This is a genomic window from Paenibacillus algorifonticola (genome assembly GCF_000971975.1).
GTDB classification, from domain to species: Bacteria; Bacillota; Bacilli; order Paenibacillales; family Paenibacillaceae; genus Pristimantibacillus; species Pristimantibacillus algorifonticola.
On record NZ_LAQO01000007.1, the window covers coordinates 188,989 to 204,877 of the forward strand.

The 15,889-nt window shown below is 39.8% G+C and carries 13 protein-coding genes and 1 pseudogene; 3 read left to right on the forward strand and 11 right to left on the reverse strand.

Features of this window, described 5'->3' with window-relative positions; genetic code table 11:
* Positions 1-212: 212 nt before the first annotated feature.
* The 3 genes from WH37_RS15710 to WH37_RS15720 form a co-directional block, all read right to left on the reverse strand.
* A complete protein-coding gene (locus WH37_RS15710) occupies positions 213-1,892 on the reverse strand; it encodes an ABC transporter substrate-binding protein (protein WP_046231540.1) in 1,680 nt (559 codons plus the stop codon).
* Between the two features lie 76 nt (positions 1,893-1,968).
* Entirely contained in the window at positions 1,969-2,841 is an 873-nt protein-coding gene (locus tag WH37_RS15715) for a carbohydrate ABC transporter permease (protein ID WP_046231541.1), read from the reverse strand.
* Positions 2,842-2,856: 15 nt separating this feature from the next.
* The gene (locus tag WH37_RS15720; protein ID WP_046231542.1) at positions 2,857-3,792 is read right to left on the reverse strand and encodes an ABC transporter permease; all 936 of its coding nucleotides are present in this window, start codon (positions 3,790-3,792) and stop codon (positions 2,857-2,859) included.
* Between the two features lie 1,053 nt (positions 3,793-4,845).
* Here WH37_RS15720 and WH37_RS15725 point away from each other — a divergent pair.
* Positions 4,846-5,454: a transglutaminase-like domain-containing protein gene (locus WH37_RS15725; RefSeq protein ID WP_046231543.1), complete on the forward strand. Its 609-nt coding sequence runs from the start codon at positions 4,846-4,848 to the stop codon at positions 5,452-5,454.
* A gap of 77 nt (positions 5,455-5,531) precedes the next feature.
* Here WH37_RS15725 and mutT read toward each other — a convergent pair whose 3' ends face one another.
* The 3 genes and pseudogenes from mutT to WH37_RS15740 form a co-directional block, all read right to left on the reverse strand.
* Entirely contained in the window at positions 5,532-5,930 is a 399-nt protein-coding gene (gene mutT, locus WH37_RS15730) for an 8-oxo-dGTP diphosphatase MutT (protein WP_046231544.1), read from the reverse strand.
* Positions 5,931-5,945: 15 nt separating this feature from the next.
* Positions 5,946-6,794, reverse strand: a pseudogene (locus WH37_RS15735) (DUF3427 domain-containing protein); the annotation flags it as partial.
* 113 nt (positions 6,795-6,907) lie between these two features.
* The gene (locus WH37_RS15740) at positions 6,908-7,348 is read right to left on the reverse strand and encodes a very short patch repair endonuclease (RefSeq protein WP_046231546.1); all 441 of its coding nucleotides are present in this window, start codon (positions 7,346-7,348) and stop codon (positions 6,908-6,910) included.
* Between the two features lie 110 nt (positions 7,349-7,458).
* On the opposite strand from WH37_RS15740, the gene WH37_RS15745 reads away from it, so the two are divergent.
* A complete protein-coding gene (locus WH37_RS15745; protein ID WP_046231547.1) occupies positions 7,459-8,406 on the forward strand; it encodes a hypothetical protein in 948 nt (315 codons plus the stop codon).
* 38 nt (positions 8,407-8,444) lie between these two features.
* Here WH37_RS15745 and WH37_RS34755 read toward each other — a convergent pair whose 3' ends face one another.
* A complete protein-coding gene (locus WH37_RS34755) occupies positions 8,445-9,332 on the reverse strand; it encodes a DNA cytosine methyltransferase (protein ID WP_046231548.1) in 888 nt (295 codons plus the stop codon).
* 811 nt (positions 9,333-10,143) lie between these two features.
* On the opposite strand from WH37_RS34755, the gene WH37_RS15755 reads away from it, so the two are divergent.
* Complete coding sequence (locus tag WH37_RS15755) at positions 10,144-10,398, forward strand: helix-turn-helix domain-containing protein (protein ID WP_046231549.1); 255 nt, start codon at positions 10,144-10,146, stop codon at positions 10,396-10,398.
* A gap of 733 nt (positions 10,399-11,131) precedes the next feature.
* On the opposite strand, the gene WH37_RS15760 is transcribed toward WH37_RS15755, so the two are convergent.
* The 4 genes from WH37_RS15760 to WH37_RS15780 form a co-directional block, all read right to left on the reverse strand.
* Positions 11,132-11,869 carry an RES family NAD+ phosphorylase gene (locus tag WH37_RS15760; RefSeq protein WP_156182317.1) on the reverse strand — a complete coding sequence of 246 codons (738 nt, stop codon included), beginning with the start codon at positions 11,867-11,869 and terminating at the stop codon, positions 11,132-11,134.
* 171 nt (positions 11,870-12,040) lie between these two features.
* Positions 12,041-12,763 carry an RNase H1/viroplasmin domain-containing protein gene (locus WH37_RS33650; protein ID WP_052737001.1) on the reverse strand — a complete coding sequence of 241 codons (723 nt, stop codon included), beginning with the start codon at positions 12,761-12,763 and terminating at the stop codon, positions 12,041-12,043.
* A gap of 55 nt (positions 12,764-12,818) precedes the next feature.
* Positions 12,819-13,952 carry a UvrD-helicase domain-containing protein gene (locus WH37_RS15775; RefSeq protein ID WP_046231551.1) on the reverse strand — a complete coding sequence of 378 codons (1,134 nt, stop codon included), beginning with the start codon at positions 13,950-13,952 and terminating at the stop codon, positions 12,819-12,821.
* On the reverse strand, positions 13,940-15,586 hold the full coding sequence (locus WH37_RS15780; protein ID WP_046231552.1) for an ATP-dependent nuclease: 1,647 nt from the start codon (positions 15,584-15,586) through the stop codon (positions 13,940-13,942). The genes WH37_RS15775 and WH37_RS15780 overlap by 13 nt, the downstream gene beginning before the upstream one ends.
* Positions 15,587-15,889 lie beyond the last annotated feature (303 nt).

Consider the following 15,889-nt stretch of genomic DNA (forward strand, 5'->3'; position numbering starts at 1 on the left):
GGTCGAACAGCTCACTTTCATAGGTTTTGAGATAGACAAGACAATAGCTCAAGCGTAAACGGCTTTCGCCGTCCTCTGGCAGCAAAGCTACCGTTTCGCGTTGAAATATAAGCCCATTATAAGAGTGAAACTTATAAAAGCTTATATTTTCAAAAAGGGCTAGGTGCAGCCTCCTTATGGAGACTGCACACCAAGCCCTTTGTTTTTAGAAATTAATAGCCTAATACGCTTTTCGTCTTCTGAAAAATATCGTTTGCCATATCCGTATAACGCATGCTGCCATTCGCTTCAACCTGAGCCTTATAATTGTCCCACTTGTCGAAGCTTTCTTGGCCAATAATAAACTTTAATGTCATCGTTTTGACGAAATCCATAAGCGGCGTCGAAATCAATTTCATCTGCTCATTTTCCTCCGTTGTGGCCATGATCGGCGGTACCAGCTTGCGCACCTCCCGTGTCGCTTGAACGCGGCTTACGAAGTCTCGCTCACCTTCGGTCATCTTGGACATTCTCAGCTTCTCAGAGCCGCCATAGGCGAACATCCCTCCGGCAAAGCCGTAATCGACGTTCAGCTGTTTTGCCGCGCCTTCATTCATTCCGTTGTAATAAATTTCTGGATTAAGCACGACATTTCCTTCCGCATCAAGTGTATACGTCTCGCCTTCTACGCCCCACAGGCTGAGCATTTGACCTTCATTGGAGTACCAGAACCAGTCTATGAAACGAAGCATTTTAATAAAACCTTCTTCGCCCAAATCATCGAGCGCGTTCTGGCTGATCATAATGCCGTTCTCCAAACGGGAGGTCTCGACCTGAAGCTTTCCTTTTGGCCCGCCGGGTTGGGTAATCATATATAATTCGCTGTTCGGGTCTTGCATTTTGCTCTTGAAATCAGCCAATACCTGATAAATACCGCTTATCACGTAAGTGTCGCCTTTGAAAAATTTAGCTTTTGCCACATCATCTTCTTGTGTAAAGGTTTCAGGGTCCATAATGCCTTCAGTAACCAGCTTATTGAAATAACCAAGATAGTTTTTGAAGTCATCCGAGTCATCGGCAAATACGAACTGCTGCTTATCATGGTCAAAATCCACGCCGTTGGACAAGCCCCATCCTCCTGTGACGCCATATTGCACACCGGCAATGTTCAAGGCCGATTCGCCCTTGAATTGATCGGAGATGACGTATTTTGCACCCGTATGCGCTTTAACCTTCTTCATCGCTGCATAGAAATCCTCGTACGTCCAATTTCCTTGCTGGCCCTCGACGTCTACTCCCGCCGCTTCAAACACATCTTTACGTATGATATAGGAATAACCGCCGCCAGCAATTTCCCACATGCCTGGAAGGACATAATATTTCCCATCTTCCTTCAGCTTGGCCTTCAGATCCTCTTCCATTCCCCAATCTTTCACGGCTTTCATATAATTCGGCATGTATTGCACCCAATCGCTGACGGGGACGATTTGGCCCGTTGCCACGAAAGCGGATTCATCATACGTCTTAGGAATAATATAAGGTGCATCTCCACTATTTACCAGTAAAGACTTCTGATTTTCATATTCGGTTCTAGCTGTAATCGACAAATCGAAGGTCACATTCGTTTTTTCCTGAATCGCGCTCCACAGTCTCCAGTCCTTTTTATAAGGGTAATTCTCATGGTCGCTGTACATCATGGAGTAGGATACGGCTTCATTGGAGTGGAACGTCTGGTCTTCCCCAAAGGTGTAATCCTTAGCCTCGCCCGCTGCTGACCCGTTCGTGCCTGCCGCGTTCGATGCAGCGGGCTTGTTATTGCCTCCCGAAGTCCCCTCGCTTCCAGACGTGCATGCCGTCATAAACACGAGCAGCAGCGCCAGCAATCCCATTACAAATGATTTACCAAATCTCATCGTTTTGCCTCCCCTTTTTGGTTCGAGCTTTTTTTATATATAACGGAAACGTCTAAAGCGCTCCCCATTATATCGCTTAACCTTTGACAGCGCCGATCATCATCCCCTGCACAAAATACCGCTGCACGAACGGATAGATGCAAATAATAGGCAGCGAGGTAAGAACCATAGCGGTTGATTTGACGCTTGCCGCAATTTGGCTCGTCTGTTCGGATGTAGCTCCAATTTCAGTCGGACTAACCGCGTTGTCGATAATTTGCTTCAAATACAAGGCAATCGGCCATTTTTCCTTCGACTGCAAATAGAGCGATGGTCCGAACCAGTTGTTCCACATCCCGACGATAACGAACAACATAATCGTAACTAGAATCGGCTTGGATAATGGAAGAATAATTCTCGTAAAAATCCCAAATACGCCTAAGCCATCGACGCGCCCCGCTTCTTCCAATTCGTTCGGCAAGCCAGCGAAAAATGTCTTCATCAAAATAACATTGAAGGCGCTGATCGCCCCCGGAATGACAATCGCCCAGATCGTATCTCTCATGTCCAAGGTTTTCGCAATCAGAATGTAGTTAGGGATAAGGCCGCCGCCGAAATACATCGTGAACAGCACGAACGGTATAAAAAATTTATTGAGGCGCAGCTTTTCTTTTGAAAGGGGATACGACATAACTGCCGTCGCAGCCACCGCGATAAACGTACCAATGACCGAATAAACAATCGTATTCCAGTAGTAACGGAAGAAGTCAGGCTTGCTCAATATGACCTCATAGGTTTTGGTCGTAAACTCCACTGGAAAGATCGTCACCTTGCCCGCATAAATGGCGGCTTCCGAGCTGAAGGACTGGGCTACGAGATAGACGAACGGATATAAGGTGAAGATGACAACCAGAATCATAAATAGTCCGTTTAAAATATTAAAAGTGCTAAAGGTTGAGGTTCGTTTCACTTGAACGGCTCCTTTCTACCACAAGCTGGATTTCGTCGTCCGCTTCGATACTGCGTTTGCGGTCGTCACTAGAATTAAACCAATGATGCCTTCGAACAGCCCTACCGCCGTCGCATAACTAAAGTTGCCGCCAGTGATGCCCATTCGGTAAACATAGGTGGAAATGACGTCCGCCGTTTCATAGGTTAGCGGATTGTACAAAAGCAAGATTTTCTCGAAATTCGAGCCTAAAATGCTGCCGATATCCAAAATCAAGAGCACCATGATCGTCGGCAAAATGCCCGGTATCGTGACGTGCATCGCCAGTCTTAATCGGCTAGCGCCATCGATTTTCGCCGCTTCGTAAAGTGCCGGATTAATGCCGGTCATCGCCGCCAAATACAGAATCGTTCCCCAGCCTAAGCTTTGCCAGACGCCGGAGGTGACATAGATCGCCGGAAACCATTCCGGCAAGGAGATAAACGAAATTTTCTCCAAGCCGATTGAAGCGAGTACACTGTTGATCGGTCCCGTTAAGGAAACGATCTCCTTCACCATCCCCGCCACGATGACCATGGATATAAAATGGGGAAGATACGATACCGTCTGTACAAACTTCTTCCACTTGACCCTCCGCAACTCGTTCAGCAGCAGCGCGAATATTAAAGTAATCGGAAATTTGACCACCAAATAACTCACGCTCAAGTTCAGATCATTGAAGAAGGCTCTCCAGAACGTCGGGTCCTTCATAAACATCTCGAAATAAGTGAACCCCACCCATTCCGATCCCAAAATATTCGGTCCGCCCCTATACTTTCGGAAAGCAATAATGTTCCCCAGCATGGGCGCATACTTGAAAATGAGGAAGTAGATTACCGGTATAATAAGGAACGAATACAGCTTCCATTCCTTTTTAACATGTTTCCAAAGCGGAGTTGTATCTACAGACTTGGCTCGTGCATGAGCTGCCATTGCGTCATCACTTCCTTATGAAAATTTACATTTTACGTGTTACGAAAATGAGGCTTTATACAGCTTGAAGCAAATCGTCAATTTCATGAATCATGGCTGGACTGCTTGAGCTGCTTACCATTTCCTCGGGAATAATTCCAAGGGGACGAAGCCATCGTATCCAGCGTTTCCAGAATTTCCGTACATGCTATTGAAGCTTGTTCTTTCGTTATGATCTCTTTCGTTGTGAGTTCTTCGTTCCTCCCTCCCTAAAACGCCAACTCCCGAAACGTTATTCAGTGAACTGTCCGAATTATCTTTTCAACTCCGTAACCGCTTTCACTAATTGGAGCAATAATGGATGGCGAGTATATCTTGCAGCTCGCTACCTCCACCTAACATCTAACATCATGAGCTCGGGAACCACCCGTTCCGTCACTCCATCAATTTATCGAAATCGCCCCCGATCATCAATGTTCAATAACCGAAAATGATGCGCAATTACGGCAAAATGGCGATTTACAATTTGAAACGGATTGACCGTTTCCCGAATTTGGAGGTTGTGACATAGAAAAAGACGACTTCCGGGTGTTGGGAAGTCGTCCTTTTCCATCTATTTACCTCTTGCTGGTATGCCGCTTGTTTCATGACTAAGATAGGTTCGCTCTCCAGCGCTTCAACATATCGTTGTAAGCGTCACTGGGCTCAGACGGATAGAACGTGTAGTTGCGCCTGAAATTTTATTGAATATTCGACGGATGTAAATAACCACCTCGTAGGGGCAAAAAAACCTAAGATTAATGACACTTATGATATAACTTCAAACCAAAATTTATGTTGAATAAATATTCAACATATTACATAATTATAAAATCAGTTTCAAATCGTTTCCTATTGAATAGGGGGTTTTACATGCTTATAAGAAAGGCAGTAATGAGCGACTCAGAGGCAATATATAAATTAATCGAACAGTCCGCAATTCAGGGACAACTATTATATCGTACTCGTGCATCTATTGGATTTTGATTCGTGTGATGAAATTGCAATGCAAATAAACATTTGAGGAGAAAAAGAATGACATTTACATGTGAATCCAGTAATCTAGATGATTATTTAGAAGAAACTACAGAGGTTGATTCTGGTCATTTTACGATAAAAGATTTAGCGGCGGAATTATATAGTCAATCATTAAATGAAATGGATTATGTTAAAACGACCTTTGAATTTGTTCGTGATCACATATCGCATTCTTGGGATATTCAAAGTTCTCGCATTACGTGCAGAGCATCTGAAGTCCTTTTCTTCAAAGAAGGAATTTGTTATGCAAAATCGAACCTTTTGTGTGCATTATTAAGGTGCCAAGGAATTCCAGCTGGGTTCTGTTACCAACGTCTAACTTTGGGAGATACCCCTGATACAGGTCACGTTATCCATGCGTTAAATGCTGTTTATCTTAATTCAATTGGAAAATGGATTCGTTTAGATGCGCGTGGGAATAAATCGGGGGTGGATGCTCAGTTCTCACTAGAAGAAGAGAAATTGGCTTTTCCAATACGTGAAGTATACGATGAAAGCGATTATCCGGTAATTTATACGAAACCAAACATAAAAACAATCAACTCATTACTTCAAAATACAGATTGTACTACCATGTATCTTCATGGTTTACCTTCAAGCTTGTAGCCTTAATTTTTATGGATTAATAATCATATGACCGCCTATACCTAAATGGCGGTCATATTTTTGTTCAAGAATCAACATTAAGCCATTCCATTCATCTCTTTCTCCAGCATCTCAACAAACTTAATATCGGCTGGCGCGAAGCTATACCCTTTCAGCTCCTCACGATGAGCCCAACGATAGTCATCATGATCGACTAAAATAATTTCACCGCTTACGTATGTCGCTTTATACGCGACTAGCCGGATATGAGTAGCGCCATAATAATGGTCGTTCACACCAAACCATTCCTGAGGAAGGATCTCAATCTGCATCTCTTCCAACAGCTCTCTGCGGAGACAGGACTGCGCCGATTCTCCCTGCTCGATTTTCCCGCCAGGAAACTCCCATAATCCTTCCTGAGACTTTCCTTTTTTGCGCCGAGCGATTAAAAGCTGATTCTGTTCATTGCTTATAATAGCCGCAGCCACCTCGAGCATTCCAATCCCCTCCTCCTAAACAATCGCTTTATTCGCTGCCGGCACTAAGGCAGGAGGCATCTCCTTCTTCAAGCGCCACACAAAGCTCATCGGCTTATTTCCTTCATGTCTAACATACTCCACTTCTCCTAGAAACATAAACGGCGACGTGAAGTTGTGCTCTTCCTTGTATTCACGAACAAATAAGGCAATCCGATGACCAAGCTGCTTATGATGAATATATCTTTGAGCGGTCTTCGTCTCCTCCGAGATGCGGCTTTGTGTCTGCCAATGGAACAGCCGCTCGTTGATCGCATAGTCTTCGTACAGGGTGGACGGCGAGAAATCCTTATCTGACTTATTGAGCGTAATAAAGAAAATATCCGTCCCCTTGTCCTCCAAATACTTCACACCTTCACGGAAGCTTGGCGCCTTATGCTCGTTCCAAACCCCAAAAGCCGCTAATATTTGATTGGTCGAATACCTGCAATGCAAATCCAATGGACACGCGTATGGAAAAGCATTGGACTCGTCAACGAAATTTATATGCTTCTCATTATAGGATAAAATATCAATGATTTCTTCCCGGAAGGCTTGGCAGGAAATAATAAATTGAATACCCTGTTCCATACTCGTAAAGCCTTGCTTGCTCGGCTCTGATGAGTAGAACGTGTAGTAGAACAGATTCAGCATAAGCTGCTCTTCGTCTGTTTCCACGATTTTTTCACCAGATAGATAAGCAATGAGAAATTTTAATAACCTACGTGAGTTAAGGCTTAGCAAGGCAGGCAATCGTTTGACTAAATAATCTTCCTGCTCAAATTTGAAAGGGTCGAGTAGATCTGCTTCTACCATCAAGCTTCGAAGGTTTGCAACTCCCCCTCTTTGCTAATTCCATCAAAATACTTCACTATTATTGCAGAGTTCGCAAAGTGATCACAAGATATTAAGAATGGGAACGAAATAACATGGAACTGTATAAAAAGCAAGGCATATTTTTATCTTTGGGATATATTATTGTTCACATTGTATTTACAGTGTTCTATAAAAGAATAAATCTGTCCAAGTGTTTGGTCAAAATCATCCTTTAATTGATGTTCCCAGATACGCAAAATATTCCAACCGTTTGAAGAATAATAAAGTGTTACTTTTTCATCCCTAAGCTTATTTCTCGTAATCTTCTTTTCCCAATATTCTAAATTACTCTTTGGGTATCTGCCATGAAGATCGCAATAATGCCAAAAACACGAATCAATAAAGATAACGATTTTATACTTTTTAATCGAAATATCAGGCTTTCCAAATAATTTTTTTGAATTTTTTCTAAATCTTATATTCTGTTTCCATAATTCTTTGCTGACAAGTGACTCTAGTTTAGATACAGATCGTATTGATTTCATCATCTTGCTTCTGGTCTCAGGAGAAACAATATCAGCCATTCCTTCGTTTACCTCCCCTAAAGTTTATATCCATTAATAACATTACTCTTTGATATTATCAAAGATTTGCTATAATAGTACTGGAACTTAATAGAAACAGGTGATAAGTTATGGCGGGTGTATTAGTTGCAGAGTACTTAGGGCAAAGAACAGATGTAGATCATATAAAAATTGAACCAGCAGGAGAACGCGAATTGTGCCCTTTTATGGATGGGAGATTTTGCCATAAAAAAGTACCTGTATGTTCTATTCGCAATAAGGGAAAACTGTGGATAGTTTGTGAAAACCGATTATGCAGTTCTAAGAAAACAGTGCCTGACCCAGTCAATCCTAAGAAAAAGGTAAAGCTAAACCTCTCAAGTTATCAAAAAGATGTACTCTTAAATATTGCAAAAGCATCATTTTCAGAAGATCTGGATTACAGTGACGTTTCAGTAAAACGCGAAGTCCCTTTAAAAGCTAATGATCAAAGTGATTACAGTGCAGATTTTGTAATGACACTCAATGACGGAAGAAGCCATTTGCCAGGACCAGATAGGGTTGTTTTAGAAATGCAGGGTGGAGGAGAGACATCTAATACTGGAGAAATCACCCGGCATATTTCCGCTTGGAAAGAAAATCCCCTTCGGACTAATGAAATTTTAAGAAAAGAAATCCCTAAAGTAGGGACAATTGAAACAAATGCTTGGCGTAGACAACAAGAGCAGTTTATAGTAAAGGGGAACGTTGCCTTAATGACATGGAAAGGCTACGGTATTATCTTTTGTGTTGGGGAACTGCTTTACGATTATATTTGGAGAAAAATAGAAAATAAATCAATTTTGCCTCCTCTAAAAGAACATAACTGGACCTTGGCTTTTTTGGAGATATCAGAAGATTATGATAGCCCAGTCATGCCTGGCCCACTGCCTTTAAAAGTAGGAAGAAGACTTTTTACTAATTATCATACTTTTGTCCATGCTCTTATTAATCAAGGTGAACCAAGCCCTGATACATTTGCAGGCGATTTTGATCGTTTAGATGGTACAGTAGTTAATATTCCAAAAGAAGGGCGTTAAAAGGTCGAGTCCAATGGCTCAACCTTTTAAGCCATTTTTTAGTTCTGTGAGACAGCTACTAATCTTTCACCAATCCACTCTATAACTGGAACAGCTACTGCATTTCCTAGTGTTCTGAATCTACTTCCGTCCAGCCCACTGGAAACCCCTGTAGCCTCTCGTATTCCGAAGGAACCATTCGTCTTACAGACAGCGTCTGAGCTGCCTCTGGAGTCAAGTGTATAGGTTTCTCCATCATTTCTGTATCCTTTTGCTTGAGGTCCAGCTGAAGCTTTTCTTCCAATTCCGGCATGCTGTATAGAGTAGAGAGTTGAAGACAAATTGCTCTCGCCAAATCCGGCGGAAGAGGCTTGTTTCTTTCCCAAGCCCTGTCTAGAAGCGACTGCAATTGTGCCCTGTTCAAAAAGTACTTCAGAGGCACGCTGGTTTCCATAACTTGCGACAATATAGACTCTTCTACGACGTTGGGGTGTTCCAAAGTATTTTGCATCCAATACTCTCCATGCCACACCATACCCGAGTTCAGCCAATGTTCCGACGACGACTTTGAAATCATTTCCCTGATTACTGTTAAGTAACCCGGGAACATTCTCGACAAGAACCCAATTAGGTCTTCGTTGTTCAATGAGTTCTGCGTATTTATAGAAATGTCCGCTTCGGTCTCCTTCAAGGCCTTTTCTTTTCCCTTGGTTGGCAAGGGATACATCTTGGCAAGGGAATCCTCCACACCAGACTTCTGCTTCAGGGATTTCTTCGATTGTGACATCATTAATATCCCCCATTAATTTAACATTTGGCCAATGCTTCCGTAGAACCTTTTGACAATATGAATTCCACTCACACTGAAAAACCACTTCCATACCTGCACGTTCAAGACCAAGATCGAAACCGCCAATACCGCTAAAGAAAGAGGCAACTTTTAACATTCTGTTCAACCTTTCAAGAATAAGATCGTATGTTCTTATTCTACTAAATCTTGAAGAATCTTTCTAGAGGACAAAAGTAATTATAACATACGATTTCCCACATGGCCAGAGAAACTTCTGCCATTTGATAGCATGAAACTTATTCTAAACGTCCCTCGGATTGCTAAAATATAATTCATTGATTCCTGCCAGAGTTATAGATCAGGAGTTATGCTGCAAAATTTTATCATAGCGACACTATAATTAACTAGAAGGAAACTATCAGTTTTTTGCATGATATTCTGAAGAAACATTTTTTCTACCGAGTTTCAAGATTCGAAGTGACTGTTCAAGCAGCTTGTGGAACTTATTAATAATAAAAGGATGATAAATCGTTAACCCACTTCACAGACTTCTCAAAGTTGATTAACTCATATGACAAAGCTCTTAGCGTGGATAGGTTATACCCCCTTAAACAAACATCTCTATAGTTTTACCGCTGTAGTGTGTTGTAATAACGAGCTTTTCTCCAAAAATATTCTGATTCTGACTTGTACAATATTTATGTTGCTCAATATACCAGAAGCGAAAGTTACCCCAAAAAGGGAGCTTAACAAAGCTATCAGTTTGCTCCCATTACAAACTATTTGCTCTTTTTCGAAAAAAAATCCGAAAACGTTTGATAAATTTATGTGGAAATGCTTTTCAAGCTTATAGGAAGAATGCTCTGACAGGCAGAATTAAATTTCTATTTTATTACTTATTGTTGAATACTTTATCTGTATGGATTAGTATAACAGATTGATAATAGATTTAAAAGGAGTAATTTTCCTTGAGCGAAAAATCCGTAATAAAACAAATCATCGGGAAAACCGTTAAAGCAATACGCATCAAAAAAGGCTTAAGTCAAGAAGATTTGGCGCACGAATGCAACGTCGATCGCTCCTATATTTCCATGATAGAAGTCGGCAGGAACGAACCTTCGGTAACGAAAATATTTGACCTCTGCACAGGGCTTAGAGTCAAGCCATCCGACTTTTTCAAGCTAGTAGAGGGGGAATTCGAGAAGCTGCGTGAGCAGGGCTGAGAACACAAATAAGGGCGGGACGGAAGCTTTAGCAGCCTTCGTCCCGCCCTTATAGTTAACAACGAATTATGGGTCTTGAAAAATTCATATCATCTGCATCTCGTTTTTCAATCCGGCTTGATACATCCATTCTTTTTCAAGGGCATTTTGATAATTCAACGCCTTCTCCCATTCAAGAAGAAGCTGATACAGTCGTGGAGCTAGTTCCTGCTTTAACTGGCTCTCCAGTTCAACTTGCCTTAGCCGCAGTAGTTTAATTTCGGGTGTTTACCCTGCAATTCTAGCCTGTTCAATAAAGCGTGCGTCAAACACTGGCTTGATCCATTCTGGTAAAGGCTGTTGCTCCAAAATAAAATCCCCTCCCAAGGTAAAAGTTCGTTGAACTTACCGTAGTAGGAGATGGTTTTCAATAGCCCATTTCATTTCATCCGTATGTTTACGAAATAAGCTCGATATTTTGCAATACTCTTAAATACTCGATAAGACCATGCCTTGCAGATTGTAAACTCTGAATTTCTTCGATAATTTTCTGCCGCCGATCCGTTGTCGTATACGCTCTGTCATGCTCATGAGCTAGCTTTCCGTGACGTCTTGCTATTTGCCGATGAAGCATCGTCAAGGGCAATTCTGGCTAATGGGTGACTTCATTTAAGAGCGGACTCATCTACTCCCAATTGTTTTTTACATTACAATTGCCAAAGACGCTGAATCTATTAATTTCATCGTTGTAAAATCAATGACTATCATATTTAATCGCTGTTATAGTCACCTGGTTTCTTATTTTTACTTTGAAATCATCTGGATAAAAGAAAGCATAATTTATTCCGCCACCATGAACTGAACTGGAATACCTTAATCCATCAAATCCTTGCTGCTTAAAATACTCAGCAATATACTGCGTGGGTAAATAGCTTAGCTCTTTTTCACTTGGAACAACTGGCTTAGAAAATTTAGAACTAATAACTCTTCTATAACTATTTAATTGTTTAGTTTCGGATTTATCTGGTACTAAATTAATAACATTGAGTTCCCGCATTGTCTCACATGTAGCAATTGTTATTCCCGCCCCTATCCAAGGACGCAGTTCTGAAACAATGGTATCTTCATGTTCAGCCGCATATAGATACGAAATGCCTCGTGAATTAAGTCTTCCAGCACTTGCCTTACCTTTTGGTGGAGCTTTCAAAAGCGCATCTTGAAAAGGCTCTTTCTCATTAATTCTGCCTCTTAAAAATACATTTCCACTTGTAATCTTAAAAGAGCTTTTCTCATACTCTGAAAGAAAATACAGAAAAAAATCATGACGATTATCAATAAAAAAATGATTATCTTCAAACATTTCCACGAAACTATCATAGACTTTCTCTGTGTGATCATCATTAGTAACATACATCGACGACAATTTTCTCACCCCACAAGTTTCAATAATAATATAGACATACTCTGTTCTATTATAAAGCAAAAAGTTCAAGCAGTGTCCTACTTGAACCTCAACGACAATTTTTAGTTATTTAGTAAAGGTGGCTTTAAATCAATACTCTCTCTCACTTCCAACACAAAGGACTTAACGTGCGATGAGTGCCAGCTGCGATTGTCATTTTACAATTAACCATCATAGACCCGTTTGTCATTACTGGGTTGGTTACTCATGTTCATTTTGATTCGGAATAACTATTCCGTCACGGGTTGCTATCCAGTCACTCTTCTTATCAAGAGTTTTTCTTTTTGCGTGGTCCTTTTGCATATAAAACTCTAACGATCGATCAGGTATCACAGATGTTATGTTCTTATCAAACTCTTTTGGACCACCAGAGATTTGCCTGCCAATAAAATCATTTACACGCAAGTCATTGATTTCATGCAGCTTATGATGACATTGTTGACATAAACACACTAGATCCCTAATTTTTTCATTTCCGATCCGCTCATAAGTTTTGTGATGCAGATTCAAAATACGTTTTGATCTGCAAAGTCGACAACTTTTTGAGTTAAAAACAAAGTAAAAAGTCTTTATTTTTTCCCAATGTTCAGTTTTCAAATACGCGTTATAGTTATGTGCAGTTTCACCTGTAGAACAAATTACTGGCCATTTCTGCCCAACACGTTCTTCAGCATATTCGAATTCAAATTTTTTTTTAGATTCTTCTTGCTTTAATTGCGTCTTATTTCTTTTATTAGCTCCCTTAGCTGTTTTATTTGCCTTTTGCTTAGTATCGTCGTTATATGCCTTTTCAGCATCTTGCTTATTTGTATATGACTTGAATTTTGCATTCGGGAAACCGCTTGTTTGTCTCTGACACTCCTGCCATGATGAATATATTCCAGATTTTCGTCCAATCCAAACAACATAGTATTTATCAGCCATGTTTTCTCCTTTTTTCAAATACAGCAGTATTTCAAAACGTTTATGTGCACATTAGTCAAACAAAAAATTTTTGAAGCCCTTCTAGGTTAGTCGCTTCATCGTAATCATAGATAATACCAACACTATACTTAGCCCTTGTTAAAGCAACGTACAATTTCGAACAACTCGTAGGAGGTAATTCAAAGTTGTTATTATTAATCCATCTGATGAATGGCTGTGTAGGATAGATTAGAACTCTATCGAAAGTGAGACCTTTTGACTCACCAAAGTTAATACTCTTGTAATTTTTATTAATCGTTTCTCTGATACTGTCTCTTAACTGAACAGGGTTATATCTTTGCAAATACAAATCCACATCTTGTTTTCTGACTAAATAAATGCCATCATGCCCAGTCACTTCATGTTGATTGGACTGGCATGGCTTGTACTGAGAATATAATTTTGAAGAATAATCACAGATCATTGCATTATTTCTATGTGATACATTTAACGTATCTTCATCTATTTCACAACTAACCCTTCGACACTCAGTCTGAATAAACTCTTTTATACGACCCTCTTTATATCGATCATACTTTCTCTCAATATGGGTAAGATAGGTTACCTGTCGCGGATCACCAACAAAAAGTATATTTGATTTGCTTTTCAAGAGGAGCTTTAAAATTTCTAAGTCATACCCTGCAAGATCTTGAATCTCGTCAATAAAAATATGTGTAAAAATTTTATTCAATCTTTCTATAACTGCACCATTACTTCTTTCGTTGCATCTGACAACAAGCTTTGATATTTTATCGGAATATACTTTAGAATCATCTGTGAAGTAGTGTTTTGAGAAGTAATCCGCTTCCCCATAATAGACTTTAAAACCTGTCTTCTTAATTATATACCTTAAAGCTGAAGGCTCATTAACCAAAAGCATTCCTCGAATTGTTTCGTCATATAGTCCTCCCTGATAAGGTCTAATACCATGTTGGAGTAAAGTAGAAAACCACGTTTGTATTGTGACATGGGAAGGCACACATCCATTTAGTTCAACAAACTTCTTACGAATTTCGGCTTCATTGCCTTGTGTGAACGTTGTAATCAGAACTTTTCCTTCGCGTTGTCTTAGCGCCTCATTCACAAGGAATGTTGTCTTCCCAGAGCCTGCTGCGGCAATAACTAGCTTGTTGGATTTTATATCCAGCATTTTATAGCCTCTAAAATATATTCAGGAAAGACGATAGGATTTTCCGTTTCAAAAATTTTAAGGGCACATTCAGTTTTATTGGACTTCATAAACTTATGCATTTCGTTATCGTTAACATAAGTACTTCCAAAAATGGCGTTTAACTTATCAAGCTTATTAGCTTTGAGCAATTTAGGCTCTAATGTATTGTAGTTAAAGGGATTTTTACCAATCATTAATGAGCCTTCATCCACTGCGTTATCAAAACAAATCTTAATATTAGCTTTATCGTTTTTACCTAAATATTCACTATACTTTCTGTTAACCGCATCTATATCTCCATCATTATCTGTAACAACAACCACTGGTTTATTAAGCAATTCAGCAATTTCAAGAAATCTTAAAAAGGAAGTGCCAACCGAAATAACATCGATTTCATTTTGTATTGGGAGTTTTCCATCATTTTCCAACATATATGCTTTCTGAACTACTAGTTCGTCGGAATCTCCCTCGACCAATATTGCTTTCTTACATAAAATTAGGCGTAAAGTGTCGTAGCCTGCTATCTTTTGAAAGAAGCTTTTTGTGTCATCTTCAAGATCATTAAGCCGTATTGCCTTCTTATCATTTAGCAATATCAGGTTGCTCAAACCTAGCTTGTTTGCTACAAAGCTACTATGTGTAGAAATAATGATCTGTTTATCTTGTTGGTTCTCAGCAATTTTACTTATAAACTGATTTAGCTTGGTATGTGACAAGTGGTTTTCAGGTTCCTCCACTAAAATCACTGCCGCTTCTTTTGTCTTCTTATGGCTTAATGCCAGTTCAGTTTTTACAATACATTGCTCGCCTTTTCCTACAAAATGAAATGGCACAGCGTCAAGATAAGTCACAAGACTATTTTCCCAAGCATTTTTTGAAAGGAGCTCAACAGAAAGTTCAACTTTCTTACCTGTCAATACTGCACTTTGTTGGATTTTCTCGTTAATGGACTTAATTGACTCAGAACTCATGAAATTATCTCGCATTTTTCTATGCGCTTGAGAAATATCTACTATATCTTCTGGTTCTAAATTTTCTCGTACTATTCGAGATATGTATATATCAGACCCATTCTGATATCGGTTGCTTGATGAATCAATCATGGCTGAATTAAGTGGAATACTTCTAGGCGTTATTGTCTCTCTGGCAAAACTAGACCACACTAGATCGTAATATTCAATTGGTAGCGTCTTGACGCCATCCTTACTTACTAGTTGCTCATATTCCCTTTGAAATTTTTCATCAAAGGCAATTTTTAATGATACACCACTTTCCTTGGCTCGTTCGCTATTACCATTACCTTCAAATAATTCTATATCACCACCGCTTAAATAGATTTCAATCAATATATATGGTAACTCTGGATTTCTTCCTTGTTCCAAATTAGTCAAGTATTCAGTTACGGCAGTATTATTAAATAAATACTGAGTTAACTCGTTCTTGATTTGTCTACCATTCAATAGTCCAGTCAAAGCTAAATGAATTGCTTCCAGTATAGTGCTTTTCCCCGCTTCGTTATTGCCTACCAAGATGTTCATTCCATCACTAAGTTCTAAGACAAACTCACCATAGTAGCACTTAAAGTTTTTAATTTTCACCTTCTTGATCTTCATCTAAAGTTCCCCCATCAATTTATTGTGTTATCTTTCGTCCATCAATCTCTTGTGAATTTGAAACGCCCTGACTTTGTCCATCACTTTTTTGTATAGGTTAATAATTTTATGCTCAGTCCACGTATTATGAATTTCATCCATAATGATTTCGAGTTCCACTTCCGAGACTGCAAAGAAATCACTGCAACAATTGTTACAACCGGATTACTTTCTACATGTAAATATTCGCCAAAATACGACCCGTGTCCTTCTTCCATATCAGTAATATAGACCTATCAAAAAATACAAAGAGCCAAGCAGAAA

Bases quoted from the DNA above. Each gene is read 5' to 3' on its own strand.
- WH37_RS15710 (WP_046231540.1), bottom strand. From the start codon at position 1,892: ATGAGATTTGGTAAATCATTTGTAATGGGATTGCTGGCGCTGCTGCTC.
- mutT (WP_046231544.1), bottom strand. From the start codon at position 5,930: ATGCTCGAGGTGGCTGCGGCTATTATAAGCAATGAACAGAATCAGCTT.
- WH37_RS15740 (WP_046231546.1), bottom strand. From the start codon at position 7,348: ATGGCTGATATTGTTTCTCCTGAGACCAGAAGCAAGATGATGAAATCA.
- WH37_RS15775 (WP_046231551.1), bottom strand. From the start codon at position 13,952: ATGCTGGATATAAAATCCAACAAGCTAGTTATTGCCGCAGCAGGCTCT.
- WH37_RS15720 (WP_046231542.1), bottom strand. From the start codon at position 3,792: ATGGCAGCTCATGCACGAGCCAAGTCTGTAGATACAACTCCGCTTTGG.
- WH37_RS33650 (WP_052737001.1), bottom strand. From the start codon at position 12,763: ATGGCTGATAAATACTATGTTGTTTGGATTGGACGAAAATCTGGAATA.
- WH37_RS34755 (WP_046231548.1), bottom strand. From the start codon at position 9,332: ATGTTAAAAGTTGCCTCTTTCTTTAGCGGTATTGGCGGTTTCGATCTT.
- WH37_RS15725 (WP_046231543.1), top strand. From the start codon at position 4,846: ATGACATTTACATGTGAATCCAGTAATCTAGATGATTATTTAGAAGAA.
- WH37_RS15745 (WP_046231547.1), top strand. From the start codon at position 7,459: ATGGCGGGTGTATTAGTTGCAGAGTACTTAGGGCAAAGAACAGATGTA.
- WH37_RS15780 (WP_046231552.1), bottom strand. From the start codon at position 15,586: ATGAAGATCAAGAAGGTGAAAATTAAAAACTTTAAGTGCTACTATGGT.